The 25,419-nt window shown below is 70.2% G+C and carries 31 protein-coding genes and 1 pseudogene; 23 read left to right on the top strand and 9 right to left on the bottom strand.

Annotated features, from left to right (window positions below; all coding sequences use genetic code 11):
* The first annotated feature begins 42 nt into the window (after nt 1-42).
* The 7 genes from ACFQ6S_RS26105 (at nt 43) to ACFQ6S_RS26075 (ending at nt 4,415) form a co-directional block, all read left to right on the top strand.
* A complete protein-coding gene (locus ACFQ6S_RS26105) occupies nt 43-297 on the top strand; it encodes a MoaD/ThiS family protein (RefSeq protein WP_383414364.1) in 255 nt (84 codons plus the stop codon).
* A gap of 1 nt (nt 298) precedes the next feature.
* On the top strand, nt 299-1,543 hold the full coding sequence (locus ACFQ6S_RS26100; RefSeq protein ID WP_383414362.1) for a hypothetical protein: 1,245 nt from the start codon (nt 299-301) through the stop codon (nt 1,541-1,543).
* Between the two features lie 157 nt (nt 1,544-1,700).
* Entirely contained in the window at nt 1,701-2,438 is a 738-nt protein-coding gene (locus ACFQ6S_RS26095) for a DUF2993 domain-containing protein (protein ID WP_383414558.1), read from the top strand.
* A gap of 190 nt (nt 2,439-2,628) precedes the next feature.
* Nucleotides 2,629-2,733, top strand: coding sequence for an Ms5788A family Cys-rich leader peptide (locus ACFQ6S_RS26090; protein WP_383414360.1), 105 nt, complete (start codon nt 2,629-2,631; stop codon nt 2,731-2,733).
* A gap of 127 nt (nt 2,734-2,860) precedes the next feature.
* Nucleotides 2,861-3,700 carry a sulfurtransferase gene (locus ACFQ6S_RS26085; RefSeq protein ID WP_383414357.1) on the top strand — a complete coding sequence of 280 codons (840 nt, stop codon included), beginning with the start codon at nt 2,861-2,863 and terminating at the stop codon, nt 3,698-3,700.
* A 61-nt stretch (nt 3,701-3,761) separates the two neighbouring features.
* Nucleotides 3,762-4,049 (top strand): DUF1416 domain-containing protein, encoded by a 288-nt coding sequence (locus ACFQ6S_RS26080; RefSeq protein ID WP_383414354.1) that lies wholly within the window; start codon nt 3,762-3,764, stop codon nt 4,047-4,049.
* Nucleotides 4,050-4,148: 99 nt separating this feature from the next.
* Complete coding sequence (locus tag ACFQ6S_RS26075; protein ID WP_383414352.1) at nt 4,149-4,415, top strand: DUF3099 domain-containing protein; 267 nt, start codon at nt 4,149-4,151, stop codon at nt 4,413-4,415.
* Here the strand turns inward: ACFQ6S_RS26075 and ACFQ6S_RS26070 are convergent.
* Nucleotides 4,409-4,771: a DsrE family protein gene (locus ACFQ6S_RS26070; protein ID WP_383414350.1), complete on the bottom strand. Its 363-nt coding sequence runs from the start codon at nt 4,769-4,771 to the stop codon at nt 4,409-4,411. The genes ACFQ6S_RS26075 and ACFQ6S_RS26070 overlap by 7 nt on opposite strands.
* Nucleotides 4,772-4,874: 103 nt before the next feature.
* Here ACFQ6S_RS26070 and ACFQ6S_RS26065 point away from each other — a divergent pair, with 103 nt between their 5' ends.
* The 6 genes from ACFQ6S_RS26065 to ACFQ6S_RS26040 all read left to right on the top strand — a co-directional run bounded on the left by ACFQ6S_RS26065 (nt 4,875) and on the right by ACFQ6S_RS26040 (nt 9,654).
* The gene (locus ACFQ6S_RS26065; protein ID WP_383414347.1) at nt 4,875-5,636 is read left to right on the top strand and encodes a hypothetical protein; all 762 of its coding nucleotides are present in this window, start codon (nt 4,875-4,877) and stop codon (nt 5,634-5,636) included.
* Between the two features lie 50 nt (nt 5,637-5,686).
* On the top strand, nt 5,687-6,451 hold the full coding sequence (locus ACFQ6S_RS26060; RefSeq protein ID WP_383414344.1) for a hypothetical protein: 765 nt from the start codon (nt 5,687-5,689) through the stop codon (nt 6,449-6,451).
* Nucleotides 6,448-7,422, top strand: a complete 975-nt coding sequence (locus ACFQ6S_RS26055; protein ID WP_383414341.1) for a hypothetical protein — start codon at nt 6,448-6,450, stop codon at nt 7,420-7,422. Before ACFQ6S_RS26060 ends, ACFQ6S_RS26055 begins: the two co-directional genes overlap by 4 nt.
* A gap of 227 nt (nt 7,423-7,649) precedes the next feature.
* Nucleotides 7,650-8,225, top strand: a complete 576-nt coding sequence (locus tag ACFQ6S_RS26050; protein ID WP_383414338.1) for an FABP family protein — start codon at nt 7,650-7,652, stop codon at nt 8,223-8,225.
* Nucleotides 8,226-8,241: 16 nt separating this feature from the next.
* Nucleotides 8,242-8,679: a Fur family transcriptional regulator gene (locus ACFQ6S_RS26045; RefSeq protein ID WP_383414335.1), complete on the top strand. Its 438-nt coding sequence runs from the start codon at nt 8,242-8,244 to the stop codon at nt 8,677-8,679.
* A 9-nt stretch (nt 8,680-8,688) separates the two neighbouring features.
* Complete coding sequence (locus tag ACFQ6S_RS26040; RefSeq protein WP_383414332.1) at nt 8,689-9,654, top strand: YgfZ/GcvT domain-containing protein; 966 nt, start codon at nt 8,689-8,691, stop codon at nt 9,652-9,654.
* Between the two features lie 46 nt (nt 9,655-9,700).
* Here the strand turns inward: ACFQ6S_RS26040 and dtd are convergent, their stop codons facing one another.
* Complete coding sequence (dtd, locus tag ACFQ6S_RS26035) at nt 9,701-10,126, bottom strand: D-aminoacyl-tRNA deacylase (RefSeq protein ID WP_383414329.1); 426 nt, start codon at nt 10,124-10,126, stop codon at nt 9,701-9,703.
* A 192-nt stretch (nt 10,127-10,318) separates the two neighbouring features.
* Here dtd and ACFQ6S_RS26030 point away from each other — a divergent pair, with 192 nt between their 5' ends.
* Complete coding sequence (locus ACFQ6S_RS26030; RefSeq protein ID WP_383414327.1) at nt 10,319-10,942, top strand: aerial mycelium formation protein; 624 nt, start codon at nt 10,319-10,321, stop codon at nt 10,940-10,942.
* 102 nt (nt 10,943-11,044) lie between these two features.
* Entirely contained in the window at nt 11,045-12,304 is a 1,260-nt protein-coding gene (locus ACFQ6S_RS26025) for a GNAT family N-acetyltransferase (RefSeq protein ID WP_383414325.1), read from the top strand.
* A gap of 177 nt (nt 12,305-12,481) precedes the next feature.
* Here ACFQ6S_RS26025 and ACFQ6S_RS26020 read toward each other — a convergent pair whose 3' ends face one another.
* Nucleotides 12,482-12,661, bottom strand: coding sequence for a hypothetical protein (locus ACFQ6S_RS26020; protein WP_383414323.1), 180 nt, complete (start codon nt 12,659-12,661; stop codon nt 12,482-12,484).
* 151 nt (nt 12,662-12,812) lie between these two features.
* Between ACFQ6S_RS26020 and ACFQ6S_RS26015 the strand changes: the two genes are divergently transcribed.
* Nucleotides 12,813-13,730 (top strand): winged helix-turn-helix domain-containing protein, encoded by a 918-nt coding sequence (locus ACFQ6S_RS26015; RefSeq protein WP_383414320.1) that lies wholly within the window; start codon nt 12,813-12,815, stop codon nt 13,728-13,730.
* A gap of 39 nt (nt 13,731-13,769) precedes the next feature.
* On the opposite strand, the gene ACFQ6S_RS26010 is transcribed toward ACFQ6S_RS26015, so the two are convergent.
* A complete protein-coding gene (locus ACFQ6S_RS26010) occupies nt 13,770-13,958 on the bottom strand; it encodes a hypothetical protein (RefSeq protein WP_383414318.1) in 189 nt (62 codons plus the stop codon).
* A 181-nt stretch (nt 13,959-14,139) separates the two neighbouring features.
* Between ACFQ6S_RS26010 and ACFQ6S_RS26005 the strand changes: the two genes are divergently transcribed.
* Nucleotides 14,140-14,991, top strand: a complete 852-nt coding sequence (locus ACFQ6S_RS26005) for a winged helix-turn-helix domain-containing protein (protein WP_383414555.1) — start codon at nt 14,140-14,142, stop codon at nt 14,989-14,991.
* Nucleotides 14,992-15,020: 29 nt separating this feature from the next.
* Nucleotides 15,021-15,740, top strand: a complete 720-nt coding sequence (locus tag ACFQ6S_RS26000; RefSeq protein WP_383414315.1) for an HAD family hydrolase — start codon at nt 15,021-15,023, stop codon at nt 15,738-15,740.
* Here the strand turns inward: ACFQ6S_RS26000 and ACFQ6S_RS25995 are convergent.
* A complete protein-coding gene (locus tag ACFQ6S_RS25995) occupies nt 15,731-15,913 on the bottom strand; it encodes a hypothetical protein (RefSeq protein WP_383414312.1) in 183 nt (60 codons plus the stop codon). The two genes, ACFQ6S_RS26000 and ACFQ6S_RS25995, sit on opposite strands and share 10 nt — an antisense overlap.
* A 175-nt stretch (nt 15,914-16,088) precedes the next feature.
* Here ACFQ6S_RS25995 and ACFQ6S_RS25990 point away from each other — a divergent pair, with 175 nt between their 5' ends.
* Nucleotides 16,089-16,976: a GntR family transcriptional regulator gene (locus tag ACFQ6S_RS25990; protein ID WP_383414309.1), complete on the top strand. Its 888-nt coding sequence runs from the start codon at nt 16,089-16,091 to the stop codon at nt 16,974-16,976.
* Nucleotides 16,977-17,063: 87 nt separating this feature from the next.
* Here ACFQ6S_RS25990 and ACFQ6S_RS25985 read toward each other — a convergent pair.
* A pseudogene (locus tag ACFQ6S_RS25985) lies at nt 17,064-17,735 on the bottom strand (HAD family hydrolase); the annotation flags it as partial.
* A gap of 207 nt (nt 17,736-17,942) precedes the next feature.
* Between ACFQ6S_RS25985 and ACFQ6S_RS25980 the strand changes: the two are divergent.
* Nucleotides 17,943-19,061, top strand: a complete 1,119-nt coding sequence (locus ACFQ6S_RS25980; protein WP_383414306.1) for a phosphotransferase — start codon at nt 17,943-17,945, stop codon at nt 19,059-19,061.
* Between the two features lie 102 nt (nt 19,062-19,163).
* Nucleotides 19,164-21,323 carry a phosphotransferase gene (locus ACFQ6S_RS25975; protein WP_383414303.1) on the top strand — a complete coding sequence of 720 codons (2,160 nt, stop codon included), beginning with the start codon at nt 19,164-19,166 and terminating at the stop codon, nt 21,321-21,323.
* Nucleotides 21,324-21,348: 25 nt separating this feature from the next.
* Here ACFQ6S_RS25975 and ACFQ6S_RS25970 read toward each other — a convergent pair whose 3' ends face one another.
* Complete coding sequence (locus ACFQ6S_RS25970; protein WP_383414300.1) at nt 21,349-22,188, bottom strand: nitroreductase/quinone reductase family protein; 840 nt, start codon at nt 22,186-22,188, stop codon at nt 21,349-21,351.
* 216 nt (nt 22,189-22,404) lie between these two features.
* Between ACFQ6S_RS25970 and ACFQ6S_RS25965 the strand changes: the two genes are divergently transcribed.
* The gene (locus tag ACFQ6S_RS25965) at nt 22,405-22,941 is read left to right on the top strand and encodes an HAD domain-containing protein (protein WP_383414297.1); all 537 of its coding nucleotides are present in this window, start codon (nt 22,405-22,407) and stop codon (nt 22,939-22,941) included.
* Nucleotides 22,942-22,971: 30 nt separating this feature from the next.
* On the opposite strand, the gene ACFQ6S_RS25960 is transcribed toward ACFQ6S_RS25965, so the two are convergent.
* The gene (locus ACFQ6S_RS25960) at nt 22,972-23,877 is read right to left on the bottom strand and encodes an NAD(P)-dependent oxidoreductase (RefSeq protein ID WP_383414294.1); all 906 of its coding nucleotides are present in this window, start codon (nt 23,875-23,877) and stop codon (nt 22,972-22,974) included.
* Between the two features lie 50 nt (nt 23,878-23,927).
* Between ACFQ6S_RS25960 and ACFQ6S_RS25955 the strand changes: the two genes are divergently transcribed.
* Entirely contained in the window at nt 23,928-24,275 is a 348-nt protein-coding gene (locus ACFQ6S_RS25955) for a winged helix-turn-helix transcriptional regulator (protein ID WP_383414291.1), read from the top strand.
* A 122-nt stretch (nt 24,276-24,397) separates the two neighbouring features.
* Here ACFQ6S_RS25955 and ACFQ6S_RS25950 read toward each other — a convergent pair whose 3' ends face one another.
* Nucleotides 24,398-25,333, bottom strand: coding sequence for an NAD-dependent epimerase/dehydratase family protein (locus ACFQ6S_RS25950; RefSeq protein ID WP_383414288.1), 936 nt, complete (start codon nt 25,331-25,333; stop codon nt 24,398-24,400).
* Between the last annotated feature and the right edge of the window lie 86 nt (nt 25,334-25,419).

Raw genomic sequence — 25,419 nt, 5'->3', positions numbered from 1 at the left:
TGACTTCCCGGCGGTGATCACGTCGATCGATTGAGGAACCAGATGGCAAAGGTCACGGTGCGCTACTGGGCCGCCGCGAAGGCCGCCGCCGGGGTCGCCGAGGAGCCGTACGACGCGGACACGCTCGCCGAGGCGCTCGACGCGGTGCGTGCGCGACACCCCGGGGAACTGACGCGCGTACTGCGGCGATGCTCGTTCCTCATCGACGGTGACCCCGTGGGCACCCGCGGACATGAGACGGTACGGCTGGCCGACGGCGGCACGGTCGAGGTGCTCCCGCCGTTCGCAGGAGGGTGAGATGACCAACCAGCCGTATGAGGGCGGGACCCCTTATCAGGGGGCCCAGCAGGGGCACGAGGGATACGACCCCTACCAGCGGCAGACGCCGCCGCAGGGGTGGCCCGCACAGCAGCAGTCGTACGACGACCCGCAGGCCGCCCAGCAGTACACGCAGCAGTGGCAGGGGCAGACCTGGGAGACCCAGGTACAGCCGCAGACCGCGCCGCCCGCGGCGGACGAGACGGCCTATCTGCCCCCGCAGACGGGGGCGGCGGCGGGACCCTACGTCACCGGGCACCAGGACCAGGCCGGGTATCAGGGCCAAGCGTCGGGGTATCAGGCGGGGGGCTGGGACGGGGTGCCGCAGGGGCAGACCGGGCAGCCGTATGTCCAACCCCAGCAGCAGCACCAGCCCCATCCGCAGGCGCAGGCGCCCCGGTCCGGCGCGGAGGCGGAGGCCGAGCAGGGAGACGATCCCTCCTACGGCCCCGCGACCGTCGCCGGGAACTCCCGGATCACGGACGCCCAGCGGGCGCGGCTCGAAGGCCGTTCCCCGATCATCGAGCCGGGGATGCAGCCGGCCGGGCTCACCGCGCTGCTGGGGCTGCTGCTCTCGGTGTCGGCGGCCATCGGGTCGTACGCCCTCCTCGTACCGCTCGTCGCCCTGCAGGCGCTGACGGCGGCGGGCTGGTTCCGGCTGAACGGCATGTGGCCCGCCCGGCAGGGCATCGCGCTCGCCTTCGCGGGGGCGCTGACGGCGGACGTGGCGTTGCTCGTCGCGGACCGTGCGCCGGCGGCGATCCTCGGCACGCTGGGTGTCTGGGTGCTGCTGACGCTGGTTCTTCAGCTGCGGTCGCACGCCGATCCGGATGAGCGGATGTACGGGCTGATGGCCACGGTGGCGTCGGCGGCGCTGGCGATCGTCGCGGCCGGCTACCTCGCGGCGGAGGCGGATGCGGTGACCGTGGGCGCGGTGGCGATCGCCGTCGCGGTCGTGGTGCGGGCGTTGCCGTTGCCGACCGTGGCGTCCGTGGCGGGCGCGTTGCTCGTGGGCGTAGGCGCGGGTGCTGTGGTCGGTGCGATCACCGGGGTGGGGACCGGTGGGGCGCTGCTCGGTGGCGGCGCGGCGGTGTGTGCGCTGATCGGCCACCGGGTGGCGAGCTACGACTATCCGTCTCGGTTCGTTCACTTCACCGCGGGTGTGGCGCTGCCGTTGGCCGCCGCGGCGCCGGTGGTCTATGTGCTGGGGCGGGCGCTCGTCTGAGAGCGCCGACCGGTGCCGGGAAGCGGCCTTCGGTGTCACAGGTGATCGACAATCTCCCGGTCTTCCCGCACCCCAGGGTTACCCTCGCGCTGGACGGCCACCCGGTCGTCGGTGACCGTCGTCGTTGATGACCGTTCAGGTGGGGGAACACCACAACATGCGCGCCCTGCGGATACTGCTGATAGTCGTCGTGATCCTGGGCGGACTCTTCGTGCTGGCCGACCGGCTCGCCGTCGGGTTCGCCGAGGACGAGGCGGCCGGGAAGCTTCAGGCCAGCGAGAACCTCGCCGACGCCCCGGACGTGTCCATCAAGGGCTTCCCGTTCCTCACGCAGGTCGCGAGCGGTTCGCTGGACGACGTCGAGGTCGGTATCAAGGACTACGAGGCCACCGCCGGCACCGAGGGCAAGACGATCCGCATCGACGACCTCAAGGCGAACATGAAGGGCGTCGAGTTCTCCGGCGACTACAGCTCCGCCACCGCGGCCAGCGCCACCGGCACCGCGTCCGTCACCTACGCCGAGCTGCTGAAGACCGCCAAGTCCGAGCCCACGCAGGTCGCCCCCGGCGTCACCGCGAACGTCGTCGGCCTCTCCGACGGCGGGAACGGCAAGATCAAGGTCGCCGTCGAAGCCACCGTCCTCGGCACCAAGCTCCCCAACCCGGTCTACGTCCTCAGCTCGGTCACCGCGCAGGGCGACACCGTGCGGGTGAAGGCCGACACCCTGCCCAGCTTCGGCGGTGCCGACATCGCCGAGGACCGGGCCCGTGCGATCACCGACTTCGAGCAGAAGATCGACGGCCTCCCCGGCGGCATCCAGCTCGACAGCGTCCAGGCGGCGAAGGACGGCGTCGAGATCACGGTGCAGGGTTCGAACGTCCGCCTCGCCGGGTAGTACGGCGGCGGGCGAAGCGGAGGACTCGTGAACGCCCCGTGTCCAATTGGCGAGACGGCGTCGTCCGTACCGTAGATGTGACGCGGGACGCATGCCTCCGGAAGCCGTGCGGCGGCGGCCTGGACGGCCTTTCCTTCCCATATTCCGGACGATCGTGTCTCAGAATACGACACACCGGTGACACGCCCGCATGTCCCTCCCTACGATCGAGGCCATGAAGCGACAGGCGGATCTCACGAAGCGGCGGGCAGTGGACCTCTGCCGCGTTGCCGCCATGCTCTGTCGCCCCTTCTGAGCGGAAGCTCCGACTTCTGCGTTTCCCCCAGCCCTGACCAGGGCACAGGTGCGCCGTCTCGGCATGAGCCCGCGCACCCCCTCGCACTCGCACGCCCCGCCGCAACTGCCCCGGAGGAGAGAAGAGCATGAGCCGCAGCGCCGTCCTCGTCGACGCCGACTGGGTCCAGGAGAACCTGGACAACACCGGTATCGCGATCGTGGAGGTGGACGAAGACACGTCCGCCTACGAGAAGAACCACATCAAGAACGCGATCCGCATCGACTGGACCAAGGACCTGCAGGACCCGGTCCGCCGCGACTTCATCGACCAGGAGGGCTTCGAGAAGCTCCTGTCGGCGAAGGGGATCGCCAACGACACGCTGGTGATCCTCTACGGCGGCAACAACAACTGGTTCGCGTCGTACGCCTACTGGTACTTCAAGCTCTACGGCCACGACAACGTCAAGCTCCTCGACGGCGGCCGCAAGAAGTGGGAGCTGGACGCCCGTGAGCTGGTCGAGGAGGTCCCGGAGCGGGCCACCACCGACTACAAGGCCAAGGCCCAGGACAAGTCCATCCGTGCCTTCCGTGACGACGTCGTCGCCGCGATCGGCTCGCAGAACCTGGTCGACGTGCGGTCCCCCGACGAGTTCTCGGGCAAGCTGCTCGCCCCGGCCCACCTGCCGCAGGAGCAGTCCCAGCGTCCGGGCCACGTCCCGTCCGCCCGCAACATCCCGTGGTCCAAGAACGCCAACGACGACGGCACCTTCAAGTCGGACGAGGAGCTCAAGGAGCTCTACGCCGACGAGCAGGTCGACCTGGCGAAGGACACCATCGCCTACTGCCGCATCGGTGAGCGCTCCGCGCTGACCTGGTTCGTCCTGCACGAGCTGCTCGGCGTGGAGAACGTCAAGAACTACGACGGCTCCTGGACCGAGTACGGCAGCCTGGTCGGCGTGCCGATCGAGCTCGGCGCCAACAAGTAACCAACCCTCGCAAGCAAACCCGACCGGCCTTCCTCCGGTCAGACCCCTCTTGGAGAAAGACATGTGTGGAGCGAAGGCCGGCGGCCCCGACGCCTCGACGATCAAGCCCGGTGAGACCACGATCCAGGGTCAGGTGACGAAGGACGGCGAGCCGGTGGTCGGTTACGTCCGACTGCTGGACTCGACCGGCGAGTTCACCGCGGAGGTCCCCACCTCCGCCACCGGACAGTTCCGCTTCTACGCGGCCGAGGGCACCTGGACCCTCCGCGCCCTGGTGCCCGGCGCCACGGCCGACCGCACGGTCGTCGCCCAGCAGGGCGGCCTGGCCGAGGTCGCGATCGCGGTCTGAGGCGACTCGGTCCCTGTGAAGGGCCGCATCCCACGGGTTGGACGCCTGGGGTGCGGCCCTTCGGCATGCCGACAGGGCAAACGGACCTACGCTGGAGATATGTACGCCCGGCGACGTCACCTCTACTTCGCCATGATGGGGACCTGCATCACGCTCTTCGTCCTGGCCTGGGGCGTCGTGCGCCTCTGGTCGATTCCGGCGGCCGTGGCCATGTGCGTGGTCGCCATGGTCATCCCGCCGCTCGCCGCGATGGTCGCCAACCGGCGGGGCCCGGAGGACCGCTGGTGGGACGACCCCTCCGGCGATCCGCAGTCCGACGAGTGGTGGGACGAGCTGGACGGCAAGAAGCGCCCGCGGTCTCAGTAGACGAGCGCCTGCGTCTCGTCCCCGAGCGCCTCCTGCACGAAGACCTGCGCGCCCGCGATACGTACGCCCTCGATGACGTCCTTCTCCGTGATGTCCCGGCGGGCCGCGCACTGGGTGCACAGCGTGAGGCGCCCGCTCGCGAGGACGGAGTCGATCAGGTCGGGGAGCGGGGCCGCGTGCGGGAGTTCGAACTCGGCGGCCCGGCCCGGGAGGGCGAACCACGCGGACTCCCCGGTCAGCCACAGGGAGACGTCCACCCCGCTTGCCACGGCCACCGCCGCGACCGTGAACGCCTGTGAGCAGCGTTCCGGAGCGTCCGCCCCGGCCGTCACCTTGATCACCAGCTTCTTCGCCATGGCCGAATCGTAATCAAGCCCCCTACAACCCCGTGTGTGGGCCACGGGTCTCCTGTGCGCACGAATACGGAATACAGACTTCACGTTCTGTTGGGGGGACGTTTTGGAAGAACCCGAACCCATCGGAGAGGTGCCCGGCCCCGAGCCCACCGATCCGCCCCGTCCGCGGCGCCGTGGGCGGACCGCGGCGCTGATCGCCGGGGCCGCCGTACTGGGGCTCGTGGCGGGGACCTGTGCCGGTTACCTCGTCCAGGCCGACCGCGAGCCCACCAAGCTGCCCTCGCTCTCGCAGCCGAAGCTGACGCAGGCCAAGGGCGCGGCGCCCCAGCCGCTGTCGGCCGCGCGGGACCGGCGGGTGCGGACCGACGGAGACCTGCGCAAGCTGCTGCTGAAGAAGCCGCGCGGGGCCAAGGCCGCGGACTGGCTGACCGGTGATGACGGCTGGATGGACATGGCCGCCTACGCGGAGACCTTCGAGGAGCCGGTCGGCGCCTTCGGAGAGCTCGTCAGCAACGAGTTCCGGCGCGCGGCCGTCGTCGGCTGGCTGGACGACGACATGGCGGTGGAGATCCGGCTGCTCCAGTACCGGCAGGAGGAGTCCGGCGGTGCCGCCGAGAGGACCGAGGGCGGCAAGTACTGGGCCGACCTCGAGGACGGTGACAGCTGGGTCGTCCCGGGCACCGAGGACGGCATGGCCTACGCCTACGAGGACGCCGAATCCGAGCCCGGCTATGTGCCGGTGTACACGGCGGAGGCGATGGCCTGGCGCGGCGACATCGCCATGGAGATCTTCGTCTCCGACACCAGGCCGATCAGCAAGAAGACGATCACGAGCCTGGCCCAGCGGCAGATGGAGCGGCTGTGAGCGAGGAACGGCCCCTGAGTGAGGGCCAGTCAGAGAGTGAGGGCCGGGCCGTGAGCGAGAAGCGCCCGCGCCGTGGCCGTATCGCCGCCGCCGCCGGGGCCGTCCTGACGGTCGGCGCCCTCGTGGCCGGTGTCGGCCTCACCGTCGGCACCGTCAAGGACGCCGATCGGGACGCGGGGGCGCCGGTGTGGAAGTTCCCGGCGGACAAGGCCGGCGACGCGAAGGCGCCGAGCGCATCGGGCCTGGCCGGGATGCTCGTGCCGTACGGCACCGACGGCTGGGTCCAGGGGCCTGACATCGGTGAGTTCGGCTCGGACACGCAGCTCAGCGCGGCCGAGGCGACGGCCATGCGCAAGGAGTCGCTGCGCGATCTGCCCCGTTCGCAGCGCCGCCAGCTGGAGAAGCACGCGGACAGGCTGCGCATCGAGGGCATGGCGATGCGCAGCTACCTCAGCGCCTACGGCAGCGGGCTCCAGCAGGATCTCGTCGAGGACATCTACAGCGTGGGCATCACGCTCACCCGGCTGGAGAACCGGGCGGCCGTGCGGGACGCGTCGAAGTTCCAGACCGAGTTGCTGGGCACTTTGGAGATCTTCCGCAAGGGCCCGGCGGTCAAGGGCCACAAGGACGCCAAGTGCTTCCTGTCGCCCAAGGAACTCAGCGAGGACCTCGACAGCATGTTCTGCTCCGGCTACGTCGGAGACGTTCTGGTCACGCTCTCCGCGGACGGCGCCAGACCACTCGACAGCAAGGGGGTCGCGATGCTGCTGAGCACCCAGCTCGACCGCATCGCCGAGCCGGGGGAGGCCGTATGACCGAGCAGCGACCGCAGGTCACCCAGCCGGGGTCCGAACCGGCCGAAGCGGCGTCGCAGACGCCCGCAGGACCGCTCGTGACCGAGGCACCGGAGCCGACGGCGCCAGTCGCGCCGGAAGTGCCGGCACCACCGGCCTCCGCGCCAGCCACCGCCCTGCCCCCGCTCCCCGACGGCCCGCCCGCCCTGCCGCCCCCGCCCGCCCCCGCAAAGGACCGCCGCGTCCTGCGGGCCGTCCTGCGCTGGACCGTTGCCGTGGCCGTCTTCGCGGTCGTCGGGGCCGGCACGGCGTACGGGATCGCCGGGATGGAGCGGACCGATGTGCCGGGGCTCAAGACCGAGTCGGACGGGCGGTGGACGTACCCGACGCTGACCAAGCCGCCCCTGCCGTCGGGCAGCCCGCAGCCCTACGCGCCGGAGAACAAGGCCGAGGCGCACTACGCCGACCTGCGCGCGCTGCTGCTGCCCGCGCCCGAGGGAGCCGTGGACGACAAGGCGCTGCACGGCAGCGACGGCTGGCTGGCCACGAAGGACTTCCTGACGGAGTACTCCGACAAGGCCGAACGCGACGAGTTCCGGCAGAAGCTGGTGGACGCCGGCCTGCGCCATGTCGCCGCCCGCGGCTGGACCACCCAGGACGGCACCCACACCCGGATCTACCTGCTCCACTTCGACACCGCGGCCGTCGTGGACGACCTGGCCGGCGAGGTCGCCCCGTACAGCGGTCCGGGCTACAAGGTGCGCGGCACCGAGGCCTCGGTCCTGGACAACGGCTTCGCGGAGGTGCCCTGGCCCGGCAAGTTCTCGCGCTTCGCCTACGCCGAGTCCGAGCCGTACGGCGCCGAGCAGGTCCGGCAGGCGTACCTGGCCGCCGGGGACGTCCTCGGCGTGGTCGTCCAGTCACGGAAGGGCACCGCGAAGGCCGTACCGTTCCAGCAGACGGTGACGTTGCAGAGCCAGCTGCTCGGCTGACCCGCGAGGGCCTACCTCACAGGGAGGACCGGTCCCCGGCCGCGTAAGCTGGGGGCCGGCCCTGTACGTACCGCTCAACCTCCGCTCAATCGAGGAGCACCCCGTGGAGATCTTCTTCGAAGCCCTGCTGGTCCTGGTCTGCGTCGGCGTCCTCGCCTTCGCCGGACTGACCGTGAAGAAGCTGTACCAGGGCCAGCGCTGACACCCACCTAGGAATACTGCCGCTCATGATCGAGATCCCGTCCGACCTGCACAAGGACCTCGTCCCGCTCGCCTTCCTGCTCGGGAACTGGGCCGGTGCGGGCGTCCACGACTTCCCCGGCTCGGAGAAGTGCAACTTCGGGCAGGAGGTCACCTTCACCCACGACGGCCGGGACTTCCTGGAGTACCAGTCCCACACCTGGGTGCTGGACAACGAGGGGAACAAGGTCCGGCCGCTGGAGTCCGAGCACGGCTTCTGGCGCATCGACGCCGACCGCAAGGTCGAGGTGACCATGGTCCGCGACGACGGTGTCGTCGAGATCTGGTACGGCGAGATGGCCGCGAAGAAGCCGCAGATCGACCTGGTCACGGACGCGGTGGCCCGCACGGCGGCCTCCGGCCCCTACACCGGCGGCAAGCGGCTGTACGGCTACGTCAAGAGCGATCTGATGTGGGTCGGCGAGAAGCAGACCCCCGAGGTCGAGCTGCGCCCCTACATGTCGGCCCACCTGAAGAAGGTCGTCACCCCGGAGGACGTCGAGCGCTGGGCCAAGGCCCTGCCCGACGACATGCCGGACGACGGCATCGCCTTCTTCAAGTAGACCTAGACTCGTCGGTGTGGTGAGCACCGACTGGAAGAGCGACCTCAGGCAGCGCGGCTACCGGCTGACGCCGCAGCGGCAACTCGTGCTCGAAGCCGTGGACACGCTGGAGCACGCGACCCCCGACGACATCCTCGGCGAAGTGCGCAAGACGGCGTCGGGGGTCAACATCTCCACCGTCTACCGCACCCTGGAGCTGCTGGAGGAGCTGGGCCTGGTCAGCCACGCCCATCTCGGCCACGGCGCCCCCACCTACCACCTCGCCGACCGCCACCACCATCTGCACCTGGTGTGCCGCGACTGCGAGAACGTCATCGAGGCGGATGTGACGGTGGCCGCGGACTTCACGGCCAAGCTGCGCGAGCAGTTCGGCTTCGACACCGACATGAAGCACTTCGCGATCTTCGGCCGGTGCAAGGACTGTTCCCTGAAGGGTTCAACTACCACGTCGTAGGCTTGCCCCATGAAGAGCCCCCTGCTGACCCTGCCCGGCGCCGTGCCCGCCGAGGGCGTGGACGAAGGTGTCGCCGCCCACTACGGCGATCTGTTCCGCGAGCAGCGCGCCCTCGCCGACGGCACCGGTTTCGTCGATCTGTCGCACCGCGGCGTCATCGCCGTCTCCGGCGACGACCGGCTGAGCTGGCTGCATCTGCTGCTCACCCAGCATGTGAGCGACCTGCCGACGGGTGAGGCCACCGAGGCGCTGATCCTCTCGGCGCACGGCCACATCGAGCACGCGCTGTACCTGGTCGACGACGGTGCGACGGTCTGGGCCCATGTCGAGCCCGGCACCCAGGAGGCGCTGATCGCGTACCTGGAGTCGATGAAATTCTTCTACCGGGTCGAAGTCGCCGACCGGACGGACGACTTCGCGGTCGTGCACCTGCCCGCCGGCTCGATCGCGGAGGTGCCAAAGGGCGCCGTCGTACGCGAGACGGCGTACGGCCGTGACCTCTTCCTCCCCCGGGCGGACCTGGAGTCGTACGCGGAGAAGGCCGGACCGCCGGCCGGGATCCTCGCCCACGAGGCGCTGCGCGTCGAACATCACCGCCCGCGGCTCGCCTTCGAGACCGACCACCGCACCATCCCGCACGAGCTGGGCTGGATCGGCTCGGCGGTGCACCTGCAGAAGGGCTGCTACCGCGGCCAGGAGACGGTCGCCCGCGTGCAGAACCTGGGCAAGCCCCCGCGCCGCCTGGTCTTCCTGCACCTGGACGGCAGCGAGGTCCATCTGCCGACCCACGGCACCGAGATCCACCTCGCGGACGAGGGCCCCGACGGCCGCAAGATCGGCTTCATCACGACATCCGTACGGCACCACGAGCTGGGCCCCGTCGCACTCGCGCTGGTCAAGCGGAACGTGCCGGTGGACGCGCGGCTGGTGGCGGGGGACACGGCGGCGGCGCAGGAAGCGGTAGTGCAGCCGTAGCACTGGACCTCGATGCTCTGGGCCTCGTGCCCTAGACCTCGATGCCCTAGACCTCGATGAGGACGGTGAACGGGCCGTCGTTCGTCAGGGACACCCGCATCTTGGCGCCGAACCGGCCCGTCGCCACCGTGGCGCCCAGGGCGCGCAGTTGGGCGACGACCTCGTCGACCAGCGGCTCGGCGACGTCGCCGGGGGCGGCCGCGTTCCAGGTGGGCCGGCGGCCCTTGCGCGCATCGCCGTAGAGGGTGAACTGGCTGATGACGAGGAGCGGGGCGTCGATGTCGCTGCACGACCTCTCGTCGTTCAGCATGCGGATCGACCAGAGTTTGCGGGCGAGTTGGGCCGCCTTCTCCTTGGTGTCCTCGTGGGTGACCCCGACGAGTACGCACAGCCCCTCGCCCGTGATCTCGCCGACCGTCTCACCGTCCACGACGACGCTCGCGCCGTCCACTCTCTGCACCACTGCTCGCATGCCGCCATCATGCCGGGTGCGGGAAGGTGACCGGGACGAGCGTCTCGGCAAGGTGCCGGAGACCTCTTTGGGGGTTTCTTTTTTGATCCTTAAGCCCCCATCTGGGGCTGTTCATGGGCACTCGGTCACATTGCGGCCACTTGGGATGGCACCATGCTTCCCACACGCGGGTCGAGGGGACGGTTGAGGCATATGAGCACACCGAGTACCGAGCAGCCGCCCGGGGCTGTCATGTGGACACACGCGGGTCAGCTGGAGGGTCTCAGGCCGCCGACACAGCGCACCGCCGACGATCCCGGCCCGGGCCCGCACGCGCGGCTGCCCGTGGAGCCGCCCGAGCCGGACCTGACCCCGCTCAGTCTGCCCGAGCTGCGCACCCTGCGGCGGGACGCCCAGCGGGACGAGGCGGACCTGAGTTATGTACGGCGACTGCTGCAGGGACGGATCGACATCCTGCGGGCGGAGCTCGCGCGGCGCTCCCCGGCGGGCGCGGCGTCCGTGGTGGACCGCCTCCCGGAGATCCTCACCGACGCCCCCGCCCGCCACCGCTCCTCGGCCCGCCATGTGACCCTGGGCACCCCGCAGAGCGAGGAGTACCGGCGGCTCGCGGCCGAGATGCTGGCCGAGGTGGAACTCTCCGACCTCCAGGCCCGCACGGACACCGAACTGAACACCGCGATGAGCCGCCTCGTCCGCTACGAACAGCAGGTGTCGGGCCGCCGCCAGCGCCTGCAGCAGACGGCGGACGAGTGCGGGGCGGAGATCACGCGCCGGTACCGGGAGGGCGAGGCACAGGTGGACGATCTGCTGACCTAGCAGGTCTGTGGGCGGCAGCCCTCAGGGATGGGACGGGTAAGGGCGGCGGGGGAGAGGAAAAAGGCGGCGACACCCCCACGCCCGCCCGCCTACCGTGGCCCCATGAGCCGTCCCGAACCCCACATCGACGTCCGCCCCATCACCGAGGCCGACATCCCCGACTGGATCCGGGCGCTGAACACCGGCTTTCTGCGGGCCCCCAGCGTCGAGGAGACGGAGATCGCGGACCGGGCGTCGTACATCGTCCCGGCCCGCACCCTCGGCGCCTTCGACACCGGCCGCTGTGTCGCCACGTTCCGATCCTTCACCCAGGAGCTCACCGCCGTAGGGGGCGCCCCCGTCCCCGCCGACGCGATCTCGAACGTCACCGTCAGCCCCACCCACCGCCGCCGCGGCCTGCTCACCCGCATGATGGCCCACGACCTCGCGGCGGCGAAGGAGCGCGGAGACGTCGTGGCGACACTGATCGCCGCCGAGTACCCGATCTACGGCCGCTACGGCTTCGGCCCCGCCACCTGCACCGCCCAGTGGACCATCGACGTCCCCCGCGCCGGCCTGGACCCGAGATGGGCGGGCCCCGAGGACGGCGGCCGTATCGACCTCGTGGACGGCGCGGACGTGCGCAAGATCGGCCCGGAGCTGCACGAGCGGGTGCGCCGCGCGCAGCCGGGAGCCGTCGACCGGGACGAGCGGTGGTGGCAGGTCAACACCGGTGCGCTGCGCCTGGACAGGTCCCCCTGGGCGGAGCCGTTCTTCGCCGTGTACCGCACGGCCGGCGGCGAGGTCGAGGGACTGGTGTCGTACAAGGCCGACGACCACTGGGGCGACGCCAAGCAGCCGCTCAACACGGCGACCGTCAACTGGCTGGACGCGTCGACCCCGGCCGCCGAACGGGCCCTGTGGCGCTATCTGTGCTCCATCGACTGGATCACGACGGTGAAGAGCGGTTCGCGGGCCCCGGACGCCCTGCTGCCGCACTTCCTCCCCGACCCGCGGGCCGCGCGGATCACCACGCTGGCGGACTGGCTGTGGGTGCGGATCCTGGATGTCGTACGGGCTCTGGAGGCGCGTACGTACGACGGGCAGGGCACGCTGGTGATCGAGGTCGTGGACGGCGCCGGGCTGACCGGTGGCCGGTACCGGCTGGAGGCGGCCGAGGACGGGGCGTCCTGCGCACCGACCACGGCCACCGCCGAACTCACCCTCGACGTGGCCGACCTGGCCACCCTCTGGCTCGGCGACGAGTCCGCCGTACGGCTCGCCGCGCTGGGCCGGGTGCGGGAAGAACGAGCGGGCGCCGCCCGGTTGGCCGACGCCCTGCTGCGTACGTCCAGGCGACCTTGGTGCCCGGACATCTTCTGAGACCTCCTCTTGACCGACGACAGGACTGCTCATCCGTAGCGAGCTTTCAGTTGTGGTTGTTCTTCAGTTGTGGCTGCGCGATCGATATTCGGTTGTCGCTGTGAAGTTGTGACTGTGCAGACTGACCGGGCTCCCGGCTCCCCTCCGGAAGGGAGCCCGGCCAGCCGAACCTGGTCCCTAGTGGGCGAGCAGCATGACGAGGATCACCGCGCCGATGCCGCCGATCATGGTGTTCTTGGCCTTGATACCGATGGTCAGGGCGAGAAAGGCGATGATGCCCATCGGCCCGTACTTCCACTGGATGAGTTGTTCGAAGCCAATGACGAGCGCGGCGACGGCGAGGTAGATGAACGGCATGCCGGTCTCCTCCCGGGGGCGAGCCAACCTTCTTGAAGTTTGACCATGTTGCCTAAGTTGGCGACCAACTTCACTGTACTTATGACCGCTTGGGAGCGTCTCATAACCACCTTCCCCGGAACTGCCTAAAGATGGCGGGAAGTTGTAGTGTTTGGTCGTGGAGCCGAAACACGCCTCCGTCAATGGACGGAAGAGGTCACAGCGGCCACAGAAGTCACATCGGGAGGTGGCCGACGAGCTGCGCGCCCGGATCCGCTCGGGCGAGTTGCGGCCCGGCCAGCGCATGCCCACCCAGGCCAAGCTGGCGGACGAGTTCGGCGTGGAGCGCGGAGCCGTACGGCAGGCGCTGCGCATCCTGCAGTCGGAGCATCTGCTCACCAATGTGTCCAAGGGAGCCCCGGCCACCGTCGCCGCCGACCTCGGCAAGGCGCTGACCGGCCCCGGAGCCCCGCCGGCGCCCACCATGGTGGCCCTGGGCCCGCGCATCGCCTCCGCCTTCGCGGCCCCGCACGTCGAGATCGACGCCCTGTGCCTCACCGCGGTCTCCCTCACGCTCGCCATCGGCGAACCGCTCCGCCAGATCCACGCCGGACAGCTGAAACCGGCCAAGGTCGACGTCCGTGTCCTGCTGCCGAGCCGGGACATCCCGCTCGCCTTCCCGACCACGGTGGACGACTCGCCCGACGACGCCGACGAGCAGCTGCGCCGCCGCTGGCTCGCCCAGCGCAACGCCCAGGGCCAGGTGCTCCGGCACAATCTGCTGGCCCTGCGCTCCACGCACGGCATCGACGTGCGGATCACCTTCCGCGCCCTGCCGTTCACCCCGCCGGTGAAGCTGTACCTGCTCAACGGCACGGAGGCGCTCTTCGCCTACTACACGCTCAGCCGCCGCGAGGTGGAGATCGGGCAGCAGCATCTGGAGATGTACGACGCCCCGGGCATCCAGTCCACGCTGTTCGCCTTCGAGCAGGGGGCCGGGCTGCGGGACATGACGTTCGTGGAGCAGTCCCATGTGTGGTTCAACGCGTTGTGGGAGACGATCAGTTCGGAGCTGCTGCTCACGAGCTGATCGTCCCCCACAGCGTTTGACCTGCGTTTTCATAGCGGCTCACAGGGCGGGTCCGGAGACCAGGATCGCGAGCACGACGGCTCCTATGGAACTGACGGTCGGGCTCTTGGCCTTGATGCCTATCGTGAGCAGCAGCAGGCCGATGATGCCGGTGGCGCCGTACTTCCACTGGAGGGTCTGTTCGACGCCGACGACGAAGACGGCGGAGAGGAGTGCGAGGACGGGCATCGGTGTTTCCTCCTTCGGGCTGCCGGGAATGGAAGGATTACTTCCGCCAACTCAACCAACTTATTGCCAACTCTGACTAAGTTGTCCCCGCTTGGCCCCTACTTTGAAACAAGCTACAAACAACTCCCACTAGATGGATGCGAGTTGTAGCGTTTTGGTCGTGACCCAGGAGAACGTGGCAGTGAACGGCAGCAGGAGACTCTCGCCCCAGGAGATCGCCGACATCCTGCGGGAACGCATCCGCGCAGGAGACCTCAGGGCAGGCGACCGCCTGCCCACCCAGGCCGAGCTGGCCGAGGAGTTCGGCGTGGAGCGAGGCACCGTACGCCAGGCCCTGCGCGCACTCCAGGAGGACGGGTTGCTCACCAATGTGAGCAAGGGGAGTCCGCCGCGGATCGCCGTGCCGACCCCCACGCGGGGCGCCCCCCAGCCGACGATGGTCAGCCTGGCCCCCCGCCTGACGGAGGCCTTCGCGGTCCCGCACGTGCGCGTGGACGTCGTATGCCACACCTCCGAGACCCTGATGCTGGCCCTCGGCGAACCGCTGCGCCTGATCCACGAGGGCTCGATCCGCCCCGGTGCGATCGACGTGCGGATCCTGCTGCCGTCGCGGGACATCCACCTCGCGTTTCCGGTCTCCGTGGAGGGCGGGGAGGGCGACGACCCGGTCCACAAGCGGTGGCTGGAGATGCGGAACGCCCAGGCGCAGGTGTTGCGGCACAATCTCCAGGCCATTCGTGCCACGCACGGCGTCGACGTCCATGTCACCTTCCGGGCGCTGCCGTTCACCCCACCCGTCAAGCTGTACCTGCTGAATGACGAGGAAGCTCTGATCGGCTACTACGTCCTGGCCGAACGGCAGGAGGAGTACGAGAGCCGGACGCTGGACATGTATGACGCGCTGGGCTCGAGGTCCCTCCTCTTCTCCTTCATGAAGCAGGCCGGACAGCGCGACGCCGCGTTCGTGGAGGAATCCCAGAAGTGGTTCGACGCCCTCTGGGAAACCATCACCACTGACCTGACACTCTCCTAGTGACTTCTGATACGACGCAGACTGACCCCGTGACCGCAGAGACCGAGAACGACACGGAACAGCTCCGGGAACTGATCACGCGCGCTCGCGTCGTGCTCTGGGACTTCGACGGACCGATCTGCAGGCTGTTCGCCGGGCATTCGGCGGAGCGGGTGGCGACCGACCTGGTGATGTGGCTGGAGGGGCGAGGTCTGCACGGACTGCTCACGGAGGACGAACGGGAGTCGCTGGACCCGCATGTCGTCCTGAGGGCCGTCGACCGCCGGCACCCGGGCAGCGACCTGGTGGCGGAACTGGAGGAACGCCTCACCCAGGAGGAGCTCCGGGCGACCTCGTCCGCGATGCCCACCGCGTACGCCGACCCGCTGATACGCACCTGGCAGGCGGTCGGATCCCGGTTGGCCATAGCCACCAACAACTCCCCCCGAGTGGTCCGCGCCTATCTGACCAGCCGCGGCCTGCTCTCCTGCTTCAGCCCTCACATCTACGGGCGCACCCAGGACCTCCACCGACTGAAGCCGGACCCGCACTGCCTCAACCGCGCCCTGAGCGCCATGGGCGCGGCTCCCGCGTCCGCCCTGATGATCGGCGACACGCCCTCGGACCTCGACGCCGCGAACCGCGCCGGTGTCCCCTTCCTCGGCTACGCGCGTAACGCGGGCAAGGACAAGCTGCTGCGTGAGGCCGGGGCCACGAGCGTCGTGGATTCGCTGTGGCCGGTACTGAGGCTGGTCCGGGCTCAGGCCTGACTCATCAGGAACAGGAACACCACGACCGCCCCGACCGCGAGCCGGCTGTGCCGGGCCCGGATGCCTATGAATACGGCCGACAGGACGACCAGTCCTGTGGCACCCAACTTCGCCTGCGCCATCAGGCTCAGAGTCAACTCGGTTAATGCGCACAGCGCCTGAGACAGCACCATGTCCCCCACCCGCACCCTTCGAATCATCAGTGGCGCCCAACTGCCTTGCCAATTGGGCTGGTTGGCCTGAGATTGGTCTTCCCTGGTCGGTAGATCCCTTAACTGGACCGGTAGTTGGACTGCTGACTTGACTGAAATTTGTGTGCAGATGGGTGAGAAGCGGTACGGTCGGCATGTGGGTGGACAGCGGGCCGCCGAGGGAGGCGGCAAGGAGTTCGAGCGGGTGCTGGACGCACTCGTCCTCCGTATGTCCGACGGGACCTACCCCCTGGGCTCCCTGCTGCCGCCGCAGCGCGAGCTGGCCCAGGAGCTGGCGGTCTCCCGGGACACCGTCCAGCGGGTGCTCAAGGAGCTCTCCGAGCGGGGGCTCGTCGAGTCGCGGCAGGGCAGCGGATCACGGGTGATCGGATCGCCGGTGCCCCAGGAGGCGCAGCAGCCCGCCGACCGGGTGGAGCGGCGGGGCCTCACGACACTGGGGCCGCACATCGCGAGGGCGTTCGAGCGGTCCGAAGTCTCCCTGGACGTCTTCACCTTCACCTCCGAATCCCTGGCCGGGCACATATGGCTCCAGGTCGAGCGGATCCGCACCCGGCAGATCGCCCCGCGGCGGATCGCCCTGCGCATGCTGCTGCCCTCGGAGGACATGCCGTTGCCCTATCCGCGGGCCATCGCCGACCCGGAGGACCCCCGGCCGCTGGAGCGGCTGCGCGACATAACCCGGCGCAACACCCAGTCACTGCTGCTGACCCTGGGGGAGCTGAAGGCCGAGAAGCTGGTGGGAGAGGTCGACGTCGAGGTCCGGTGGGCACCGGTCACCCCGACGTTCAAGCTCTACCTCTTCAACGGCACCGAAGCGCTGCACGGCATGTACAAGGTGGTCGAACGCCCCATCGTGCTGGGCGAGGGGACGATCCCCGCCATCGACGTCGTCGGGCTCGGCGCCGTCCTGGAGCACTTCGTGGCGGGGGACGACCCGGATGCGCCGGGCTCCGTCTTCGTGACCGAACGGCAGACGTGGTTCGACTCGGTCTGGAACCATCTGGCGGTCCGGCCGCCGCGGTGACGGTCGGCAGGGCAGGGACGCCGAGAGCACCCGCACGACCGGTTCGAACGAGCCGACCACGCCCCGAGCGCCACGGCGCCGCATCTCCGCCGCCGTCTCCGCGTCCCGTGTGAAGCCGAGGAACGGCACCTTCGCCGCCCGGGCCGCCGCGAGGTCCGTGAGCTGGTCGCCGATCAGCAGGGTCCGGGACGGGTGCGGGTGGCCGAGCTCGGCCAGGGCACGGTCGACGACGTCGGGGTCCGGCTTCATCAGACGGGGGTCGTAGGGGTCGCGGCCGCACACGGCCGTGAAGTGCCCCAGGAGGTTCCGTCGTTCGAGGTACTCCCGCACCGGGCCCTCGGAGTTGTTGCTCGCGACCAGCAGGGTCTTGCCGAGCCGGGCCAGCGTGTCCACCAGCCGGTCGGCGCCGGGGGTGGCGGCCGCCCGGCGCACGGCCGTGTACTCGTGCCGGGTGACGATGCCGTCCGCCCAGTCCAGCCGCGTCCCACGGGGGCCATCCGCGCGCCGTACGGCCATCTCGGCCAGGCGGCGCAGCACGCCGTGGGAGTCGGCGCAGTCCTCCACGCGGGGGTCGAGCCGCCCCCACTCCCGCCGGGCCCGCTCCTTCACCTCGTCGGCGATGTACGCCGTGCAGGCCCCGCCGAACAGGTCGCACACCGGGCCGTCGAAGTCGAGCAGTACGGCGTCGGCCCGGCCGAGGACGCGGCGCAGTGTGTCCGCGTCGCCGTGGCCGCCGTAGGTGGTGCATGTCGTCGTCACCGGCACAGTGTGGTGTCGCGACCGGGCGCCGGGCGCCGTGCGCGGGGGTGTCGGCGGCCTCGGCGCTCGTACGGGCCATGGAATGCTCACCCGTCTCAGGGGTTCTGCGCGAACGGACGAATCACTTCTGGCACGATGCGCACTCACAGGGGGTGCCTTGCAACACTTCCCCGCCACTTACGCGGGGACCGGTCGAGAGAGCGGGCGATGTCAGCCGAAGGGGTGTCCCCGACACGGGAACGAGCCGTCCATTTGAGCGGCGGTGACGCCGGCGCGGTCGAAGGACCGCTCAAGGGCTATCACCACGAGACGTATGTGATTCCCCTGCCCGAGGCGGCGGGTGAGGACGAGGACGACGAGGACGGGGAACCCGTTCGGGCGAAGTGCAGAGCGCCGCGCGGCGGGCTGCTGTGGTTCGACCGGCGCTGCTTCGTCTCCGAGGAGCAGCTGCTGGAGGCGCTCCAGGGCCGGATCGCCGGTATCCCTGAGCTCATCGAGGTGGGCGAGATCCGGCTCCAGCGGTTCATCGAGGGCCGGACGCTCGGCTCGCGGTACGCCGCCGGGAGGATGGTCCCGGAGCGCGTGCTCGACCAGATCCTGGATCTGTTCCGGCAGTTGATCCGGATCTCGCCGGAGTCCCTGGCGGCCGAACGGCGCTGTGTGCAGGAGGACCGTGCCGAGGACGGGGACTGCGAGGGGTTCCTGGAGGGGCTCGTCCGGTTCGCCGAGGAACGCGTCTACCGGGACAATCTCGCGGACTTCGAGGGCCTCTTCGGTGCGCTGGGCGTGGACGAGGACTCCTTCCGCGCGCTGCGCAAACACGTCGTGGTCCCGGGCCTGGCGGAACGTCCCTTCTGCCTGCTGCACGCCGACCTGCACCGTGAGAACTTCGTCCTCGACCCGGCCGCCCGGCTGTGGACCATCGACTGGGAGCTGGCCATGCTGGGCGACCCGCTCTACGACCTCGCCACACACCTGTATCTGATGCGCTATCCGACCGAGCAGGAAGTCCGGTTGACCCAGCGGTGGTGTGCGCTGGCCGAGCAGATCAGGCCCGGCAGCACCGAGGGCTGGCAGGACGACCTGCCGAGGTTGCTGGACTTCAAACGGGCCCAGAGCGTGTTCACCGATGTCGTCCGGGCCACCCAGATCCTGGACAACGGCAGAGCGTTCAACTGGCGGCGATGGCCGGCCGAGGCCAGAAAGGTGCAGCGGGTGCTGGCCCGGGCGGCCGTACCGCTGGGGCTCGACGACGTGCCCAACCTGCGGACCGTGGCCGCTTCGCTGCTCGAGTGGTACCGGCTTCGCGACCCGCGCACCTCATAAGGTCGACAGAACGACTTCGGCCCGCGCAGTGCCCCCATGTGCTCTACAGTCTCGACAAGGCTGTTCTCCCTCCCCCAGGAACGCCCAGCACAGGAACGCCATTTGAACGCACGACCCACCGTGTACGCGGAGTTCGTCCGGTACGCCCAGCAGAGCGGACAGCCGCTCCGAGGGCATCACCACACCAACTACCGCGCGCCGCTCACCCCGGAAATGGCGTCACTTCTGCCACTGCCCGCGGGAACATCCGTACTGGTGCGGATACCCCGCCCCGACACGTTGCGTGTCGTGTTCAAGACCTGGGACGACGAGGCCGCGGTCCTCGACGCCATCAGCGGCACGGTGCATCACGCCCCGGTCTGCCTGGCCCACGACTGGATGCGCTCAGCCGTCCATACCTACGTGCCGGGCGTGGCGCTGTCGAGGACCTGCGACGACGTCGCGAAGGTCGACCGCTCGCTGATCGCGGCGATGGCGGAGGGGCTGGCCCGGCTGACCCGCGTCGACGGGGACGCCGTTCCGCCGCTGCCGCCGGAATGGCCGGAACCCCCGGAGAGCCGGGAGTTCCTGCGCAAGGTCGTGGAACTGACGGAGCGGGACGTCAGGCAGCCCAACTGGGACCACTTCGGTCAGATCTTCGAGAGACTCGGGGTGCGGCGCGGCGCCCTGTTGAAGCTGGCCGACCGAGTGCCGCGGATGACCAAGCGGCCCTTCAGCCTCCTCCACGGCGACCTGCACCGCGACAACGTCATCGTGCACCGCCACCGATACCCGCCGCTTGTCTTCGTCGACTGGGAACTCGCCTCGTTCGGCGACCCGCTGTACGACCTCGCCGTCCACCTCGTGCGCACGGGGCACACCCCGGCCCAGCGGGACGCGGCGATCACCGCCTGGACCAAGGCGGTGCGGCAGCGGCGGCCCGAGGCCGCGAAGGGACTGGCCGACGATCTGGAGCACTACATCGCGTACGAGAAGACGCTGTCCGTCTTCCCGGACGTGATGCGGACCTTGCACTCTCTCGAGCGATGCTCCCCGAGTGAGCAGCAGCTGCGGGCGGCCACGGTCCGGGTCCACGGCGCGCTGACGGCCGCCGCCGAGCGGCTCGACATCGACCCCGTCCCGTCCCGGACCGAGATCCGGTGGCTGCTGGAGCGCTGGTCGGGGTACGCCCATGGCGCCCCGGTCGACGACACCCGACGGGTCCCCGTGCAGTGGACCCCGGACCGGGCGCATCCCGCTCGCACCGACTTCCGTGCCCTGTCCGTGGCAAAGGCGCTGGCCGACGAGCGCCGAGCCCCCGAGAGCCGGCTTCGGCGCGGCACGGCGTTCGTCAACAGGGTGGTCGTGGTGCGGGTCGGCAAGGCCGACGTCCCGGTCGTCGTACGGCGCCGGGCCGGGCGACCGGAGCGCCGCAGCGAGCCGGGCAGGTTGGACGAGCACACGGTGCTGCGCGTCCTCGAACAGGAGGGGGTGCCGGTCTCGGCGCCGCGTCTGCTGGCGCTGGGGCGCGGCGGCGGGTACCCCGGCCCCTTCGCCGTGCACACCTACCTGGGCCCGGACGACGGCTCCCCGTCCGAGCACCCGGAGGACGGCCTGCGTCCGCACGAGGCCGAGAGCGTGGTCGACCAGCTGCACGAGCTGACCAGGGTGGACTACCTGGCCCTGGACCCGACGGCGGGCGCCGACGGCTTCTACGCGCGGCTGACCGACGAACTTGTCGCCACCGTCCGGCGGCTGCCCGAGGAGGTACGCGCCCTCGCCGAGAGCCTCGGCCTGCCCGGACCCCGGCGGCTCCGCGGGATCCTGTCGCAGTACACGGTCGAGCGCCGCACGCCGACCCTGCTGCACGGCGACCTCCATCCGTGGAACCTGGTCCGCTCCTCCGACGAACGTTTCAGCATCGGCCTCATCGGCTGGGACCGGGCCAGGGTGGGCGACCCGCTGTACGACCTGGTGCGGCACACCTGTCTGGCCCGGACCGACGACCGTCGCAAGCACTTCATGAAGCGCCACTGGGAACGCACTCTGGCCCGCCACTACACCCGGGGCTGGCTGTCCGACTGGAGCAAGTACGAGCGCCTGGAGATCGTCCGAGCCGCCTACGAGGACCTGGACAACCTGGTCGCGGGCCGGCACCGGGACGTCCCCCGCGTCCGCACGGCCGTGGAGTCGTACGCCTGGACCCTTCAGGCCGCCCTGGCCGAGCTGAATCTCGAGCCCCGCAGTGACAACCCCTACCTGCTGCGCGCCCTGCCGCAGTAGCCGTCGGTACCGGCCCCGTGCTCCGCTAGACCGCGTCCAGCACCGGTATCAACTGCTCCTCCTCATACGCCAGATGCCCCTCCAACTCCCCCGACAGCCGCTCCACCTCCACCCGAGCCGCACCCGGCTCCAAGTGCTCGGCGTTCAAGGTGTGCCGCAGCGCCTTTACGAGTTCCGCGATGTGTTCGTGTTCCTCGCGGAGGCGGGTCAGGACGGGGGCGAGTTCGGGGTGGCGGTCGGCCAGGAACGGGAACATGGCCATGTCCTCGCCGGTGTGGTGGTTGTGCAGGCCGGCGCAGAAGGTCAGGCAGTTGACGCGGAGCTGGGCGCCGAGCGTGGTGCCGCCCTTGGCCATCTCATCCCGGATCAGGGCGAGTTCGCGGCGGAAGGCGTCGTGGACGACCTTGATGGCCTCGCCCATGGAGGACGCGTTGAGGTTGCCCGGACCGCCCTGGGTGACATTGGCCAGGGCGATCACCGGGATCACCCGCTCCGTCTTCGCCTGGTACGCCGCCCAGCCCTCATCCGCCTCCACGGCCCGCGCGAAGGCCCGGTCCCGTTCCTCGTCCTGGAGTACGACCGCCCGCGCCTCGTAGGTGAACGTGCCGTCCTCCACGGTGACTTGGGGGTTCGCGACGAGGTTGTGGAACCACGCCGGGTGGGTGGGGGCGCCCGCCGCCGAGGCGATGACCAGGACGCGATCTCCGCCGTCGGGGAGGTAGCCGACGGGGGTGGTGTGGGGGCGGCCGGTGCGGGCGCCGGTGGTGGTGAGAAGGAGGAGCCGGGCGCCTTCGAAGTAGCCGCCGACGCGGCCCTTGTTGGCGCGGAACTCCTCGATGACCTGCTGATTGAAGTCGTTGGGCATGCTCTGCTTTCTCTGTCTCTTTCTCGGTCGCTGGATTCCGTACGCGCTGGTTTCGGTACGGAGGGAAGGCGAAGAGAAAGAGGCGGACCCCTGGTCCGCCGCCACGACCTCACTCAGAGGCCGGGCAACACCCAACTCGCTCACGGCACAAGGCCGACCCGGCAGTCATGGACCCGACAGTAGCGCAGAGCGCCCCCGGGGGAGATCCTGTTTTCGATGCTCCTCTTCCTCGACGTCGACGGAACGCTCATCCCCTTCGGGGCCAAGCGGCCGTATCCGGTGTACGAACCCCCTGCCGCGCTTTCCGGGCCGCCGGCCCACCCCCTCCTGACCCGCGTCGACCCCGCGCTCGGCGCTCGTCTGAGCCGGCTCGTCGCGCTCGGCTGTGAGCTCGTGTGGGCCACGACCTGGTTGGACGACGCGAACACCGTCGTCGCGCCCTGGCTCGGCCTGCCCCAGCTGCCGCTGGTCGACTGGCCGGACGAGGGCGCGGAACCCTCGCTGGGGCCCCGCGCCCGGCACTGGAAGACGGGGCCGCTCGTGGCCTGGGCCGCCGGCCGCCCCTTCGCCTGGGTGGACGACGAGATCACCGACGTCGACCGGGAATGGGTGGCGGCTCACCACTTCTCGCCGACCCACCACCCCGCGCCCGCCCTCCTCCACCGCGTCGACCATCGCTGCGGACTCACCGACCAGGACTTCGCCGTCCTGGCGGAGTGGATCACTGGCGGGGGCCGGGTGGTGGCCGGCTGACCAGGTACTTCGTCGTGCTGGCGGCGAGGATCAGCGCCGCGCGCGGCCCAGCAGCTCGCTGACCCGCATGAAGCCGTCCCCCCCGTGGCCGAGCGCGACGACCCGGCGGGCCTGGCCCTCGACCGCGCGCATCACGCTCGCCTCGATGCCGTGCGACTCGGAGGCCTCGACGATGTGGGACATGGTGGAGACGGCCGAGGTGATCGGGTTGAGTTCGCCGGAGTAGCTGCCGTCGTCGACGTCCCCCGCGAACTCCTCGAAGAGCGGCGGCAGGATCGCGCCGATGCCCTGGGCGAAGGGGGCCAGCTCCCGCGCGCTGATGCCCTCGGCCCGGGCCATGGCCACGGCGTGCGCGTAGCCGGCCATCGCCGTCCAGAAGATGTCGAGCAGGGCGACGTCGTAGGCGGCGGCCCGGCCGACGTCCTCACCGAGGTGGGTGTGGGTGCCACCGAGCGTGTCCAGGACGGGCCGGTGCTCGCGGTACAGCTCCTCGGGGCCGCTGAGCAGGAACACCCCGTCGGAGGTGCCGATGGTCGTGGTGGGCGTCATGATCGCGCCGTCCAGATAGCGGATGCCGTGCGCGGCCGCCCAGCCGGCCGTGTCCCGGGCCCGGGCCGGGGTGTCGGCGGTGAGGTTGACGACCGTACGGCCCTTGAGCGCGTCGGTGACGGCGTCCTGGCGCAGGACGGCGTCGGCGGCGTCGTAGTTCACCACGCAGACGACGGTCAGCGAGCCGGCGGCGACCGCCTCCGCCGGGGACGCGGCCGACGCGGCACCGCGGCCGATGAGGTCTCCCTCCCGCCCCGGAGTGCGGTTCCAGACGGTGACCCGAAGCCCCGAGTCCAGGAACGCACCGGCCAGGGCGCGCCCCATCGGCCCGAGACCGAGGACGGTGACGGTGAACTCCACGGCGGGATCGTGGTCGTGGGTGGGCATGCTCAACTCCCTGTAGGGTGAGGATTATTGATGACAAAAGGGGTGGAGTGATGACGCGTCGGCGGCATGATCCGAACGTGTGCGGGGTGACCGCCGCGATCACCGTGATCGACGGCAAGTGGAAGACGTCGCTGCTGTGGCTGCTGGAGTCCGGCCCGCACCGCCCGGCGGAACTGCGCCGTCTGCTGCCGGGCCTCAGCGAGAAGGTGCTGACCCAGGCCCTGCGGGAGATGGAGACGGACGGTCTGGTGGACCGTGAGGTGTACGACGTGCTGCCGCTGAAGACCGTCTACTCACTGACCGGGTTCGGCCGCGACCTGGCCGAGGCCCTCGGCCCGCTCTCCGACTGGGGCCACCGCCGCCTGGAGCGACTGACCGGCATCCAGCCGGCCTCCTGACCTGAACGCCACCTCCGTCCGCCGCCGCGTCGATCACCCCTCAAGGGTCGGACGGCAGGGGAGCGCTGCCAAGTACGCACAAATAAGTGGGTACCGGCGCCGGCCGCCTCCCCGGGACCCGGCTACGACCGCCCCAACTCCTCCCGGAACCCCTGCCGCCATGACGGATAACGCGGCTCCCAGCCGAGTTCCCGCCTGGCCTTGGCGTTGGAGAACCCGCGTCCCTCGGTCATCATCGTCACCACCACGTCCCCGGCCAGCAGCCGGGCCAGCCACTTGGGCACCCGGAGCGGCGGCTTGGCCCCCGCGCAGGCGGCCAGATACGGCAGCCACTCGCGGGCCGGCGCCGGCTCGTCGTCGACGATGTTGAACACGCCCCGCGCCCGCTGCTCCACGGCCAGGACCGTCGCGCTCGCCGCGTCGTCGAGATGCACCCAGGAGAAGTAGCCGGTACCGCCCCCGACCAGCGGAAACTGCCGCTTGCGCACGAGCTCGACCTGGTCGTCGGTGGCGCCCGGCCCGTAGAAGCCGCCGTAGCGCAGGACCGTCCCGTCGGCCCCCAGGACCGCGTCCTGGATGTGCCGGATCCCCTCCGCCAGCTCGCGCAGCCTCCCGCTCTCCACGGGCAGCGGATCCTCCTCGGTCTTGACCCAGCCGCCCTCCCGGACGCCGTTCCAGATGGCGGCGCTCTGGACGACCACATGGGGGACACCGGTAGCCTGCGCGGCGGCCAGCAGATGGTCGGTCCCCTCGGTGCGCAGCCGGTTGGTGGTGGCGAACCAGCGGTCGAAGTGCCTGATGTCGGGCTTGCCGGAGTGGGGCGCGGAGATCGCCGTCATCTGGTGCACGATCACGTCCGGCCGCGCCGCGGACACCGCCTTCCCGACCGACACCCCGTCGAGCCCGTCCATCACCACCCCTTCCGCGCCCATCCGTCGCACCAGGTCGAGCTTGGCCGCGCTCGTCGTCGTGGCCGTCACCTGGTGCCCCCGCTCCACGAGCCGCGGCACCAGCCGCCGCCCGATGACGCCGGTCCCACCTGCCACGAACACCCGCATGACACTCACCGTCCCGATTCCGGAATACGTCCTTCGTAACCTTGGACGAGCCGCCCCGCCCGTTTTGTGACACGGCGATGAGTTCT

It is taken from the genome of Streptomyces sp. NPDC056479 (assembly GCF_042795335.1).
Lineage (GTDB): Bacteria > Actinomycetota > Actinomycetes > Streptomycetales > Streptomycetaceae > Streptomyces.
Note: the sequence above shows the minus strand (reverse complement) of the source record. Positions and strands in the feature narration are given on the sequence as shown.

Coding starts and splice junctions, on each gene's coding strand:
- ACFQ6S_RS26105 (WP_383414364.1), top strand. CDS start 43: ATGGCAAAGGTCACGGTGCGCTACTGGGCCGCCGCGAAGGCCGCCGCC.
- ACFQ6S_RS26100 (WP_383414362.1), top strand. CDS start 299: ATGACCAACCAGCCGTATGAGGGCGGGACCCCTTATCAGGGGGCCCAG.
- ACFQ6S_RS26095 (WP_383414558.1), top strand. CDS start 1,701: ATGCGCGCCCTGCGGATACTGCTGATAGTCGTCGTGATCCTGGGCGGA.
- ACFQ6S_RS26090 (WP_383414360.1), top strand. CDS start 2,629: ATGTCCCTCCCTACGATCGAGGCCATGAAGCGACAGGCGGATCTCACG.
- ACFQ6S_RS26085 (WP_383414357.1), top strand. CDS start 2,861: ATGAGCCGCAGCGCCGTCCTCGTCGACGCCGACTGGGTCCAGGAGAAC.
- ACFQ6S_RS26080 (WP_383414354.1), top strand. CDS start 3,762: ATGTGTGGAGCGAAGGCCGGCGGCCCCGACGCCTCGACGATCAAGCCC.
- ACFQ6S_RS26075 (WP_383414352.1), top strand. CDS start 4,149: ATGTACGCCCGGCGACGTCACCTCTACTTCGCCATGATGGGGACCTGC.
- ACFQ6S_RS26070 (WP_383414350.1), bottom strand. CDS start 4,771: ATGGCGAAGAAGCTGGTGATCAAGGTGACGGCCGGGGCGGACGCTCCG.
- ACFQ6S_RS26055 (WP_383414341.1), top strand. CDS start 6,448: ATGACCGAGCAGCGACCGCAGGTCACCCAGCCGGGGTCCGAACCGGCC.
- ACFQ6S_RS26050 (WP_383414338.1), top strand. CDS start 7,650: ATGATCGAGATCCCGTCCGACCTGCACAAGGACCTCGTCCCGCTCGCC.
- ACFQ6S_RS26040 (WP_383414332.1), top strand. CDS start 8,689: ATGAAGAGCCCCCTGCTGACCCTGCCCGGCGCCGTGCCCGCCGAGGGC.
- dtd (WP_383414329.1), bottom strand. CDS start 10,126: ATGCGAGCAGTGGTGCAGAGAGTGGACGGCGCGAGCGTCGTCGTGGAC.
- ACFQ6S_RS26030 (WP_383414327.1), top strand. CDS start 10,319: ATGAGCACACCGAGTACCGAGCAGCCGCCCGGGGCTGTCATGTGGACA.
- ACFQ6S_RS26025 (WP_383414325.1), top strand. CDS start 11,045: ATGAGCCGTCCCGAACCCCACATCGACGTCCGCCCCATCACCGAGGCC.
- ACFQ6S_RS26020 (WP_383414323.1), bottom strand. CDS start 12,661: ATGCCGTTCATCTACCTCGCCGTCGCCGCGCTCGTCATTGGCTTCGAA.
- ACFQ6S_RS26010 (WP_383414318.1), bottom strand. CDS start 13,958: ATGCCCGTCCTCGCACTCCTCTCCGCCGTCTTCGTCGTCGGCGTCGAA.
- ACFQ6S_RS25995 (WP_383414312.1), bottom strand. CDS start 15,913: ATGGTGCTGTCTCAGGCGCTGTGCGCATTAACCGAGTTGACTCTGAGC.
- ACFQ6S_RS25980 (WP_383414306.1), top strand. CDS start 17,943: ATGTCAGCCGAAGGGGTGTCCCCGACACGGGAACGAGCCGTCCATTTG.
- ACFQ6S_RS25970 (WP_383414300.1), bottom strand. CDS start 22,188: ATGCCCAACGACTTCAATCAGCAGGTCATCGAGGAGTTCCGCGCCAAC.
- ACFQ6S_RS25965 (WP_383414297.1), top strand. CDS start 22,405: ATGCTCCTCTTCCTCGACGTCGACGGAACGCTCATCCCCTTCGGGGCC.
- ACFQ6S_RS25960 (WP_383414294.1), bottom strand. CDS start 23,877: ATGCCCACCCACGACCACGATCCCGCCGTGGAGTTCACCGTCACCGTC.
- ACFQ6S_RS25955 (WP_383414291.1), top strand. CDS start 23,928: ATGACGCGTCGGCGGCATGATCCGAACGTGTGCGGGGTGACCGCCGCG.
- ACFQ6S_RS25950 (WP_383414288.1), bottom strand. CDS start 25,333: ATGCGGGTGTTCGTGGCAGGTGGGACCGGCGTCATCGGGCGGCGGCTG.